Genomic DNA, 1,014 nt, shown 5'->3' on the forward strand with positions numbered 1-1,014 from the left:
CATACGTCAAGGGAATCAGGAGGTGGTGCGTGGTGGGGACGACGATGCGGACCAGTTACCACCACGGATCCGATGCGCTTCATACCGTTGCCAGCGCTTCTCCGGAGGAGGATATTCTTTCCTCCGGAGCCTCATCGCCCGCCGTCGTCGCCGGTGATCCGGTCGCGCAGCGTGTCCGCAGTGTCCGGCGGCGTGCCCGCAATGTCGCGCGGCGTGTCCGCAGTGTCCGGCGTCGCGCCCGCCGTGCCGGGGCGTTCCTCACGGAGGAAGAAGGCGCCGAGTGATCCCGCAAGGGTCGCGAAGACCGCCACCGAGTACACGGCAAGCAGCACCTGCAGGATGCGTGAGAACGCGCTCGTGGGTGTCAATCCACTGCCGGTGATCGTGGCCATCGCGGACTCGAACAGGGAATCGGCATAGGTCTCGTGCGTCCCCGTGGCGTACAGCAGTTGGCTGGCGGGCCAGCATGTACACGGTGTGTACATCGACTGTGGAGTGGTCACGGTTCATACGTCAAGGGAATCAGGAGGTGGTGCGTGGTGGGGACGACGATGCGGACCAGTTACCACCACGGATCCGATGCGCTTCATACCGTTGCCAGCGCTTCTCCGGAGGAGGATATTCTTTCCTCCGGAGCCTCATCGCCCGCCGTCGTCGCCGGTGATCCGGTCGCGCAGCGTGTCCGCAGTGTCCGGCGGCGTGCCCGCAATGTCGCGCGGCGTGTCCGCAGTGTCCGGCGTCGCGCCCGCCGTGCCGGGGCGTTCCTCACGGAGGAAGAAGGCGCCGAGTGATCCCGCAAGGGTCGCGAAGACCGCCACCGAGTACACGGCAAGCAGCACCTGCAGGATGCGTGAGAACGCGCTCGTGGGTGTCAATCCACTGCCGGTGATCGTGGCCATCGCGGACTCGAACAGGGAATCGGCATAGGTCTCGTGCGTCCCCGTGGCGTACAGCAGTTGGCTTGAGGCAAGGATGACGACGACGGTCACCGCGATCAGCCAGCCGATGCGGCTC

General features: G+C 65.8%; 1 protein-coding gene and 1 pseudogene. Both read right to left on the reverse strand.

Going from position 1 to position 1,014, the window contains the following annotated elements; translation table 11 throughout:
* Window positions 1-131 precede the first annotated feature (131 nt).
* Window positions 132-503, reverse strand: a complete 372-nt coding sequence (locus tag Y705_RS22765; RefSeq protein ID WP_216698801.1) for a hypothetical protein — start codon at window positions 501-503, stop codon at window positions 132-134.
* A 135-nt stretch (window positions 504-638) separates the two neighbouring features.
* Window positions 639-1,014, reverse strand: a pseudogene (locus Y705_RS21420) (hypothetical protein); the annotation flags it as partial.

Source organism: Arthrobacter sp. H41 (genome assembly GCF_000520535.1).
In the GTDB taxonomy this organism is placed as follows: domain Bacteria; phylum Actinomycetota; class Actinomycetes; order Actinomycetales; family Micrococcaceae; genus Arthrobacter_D.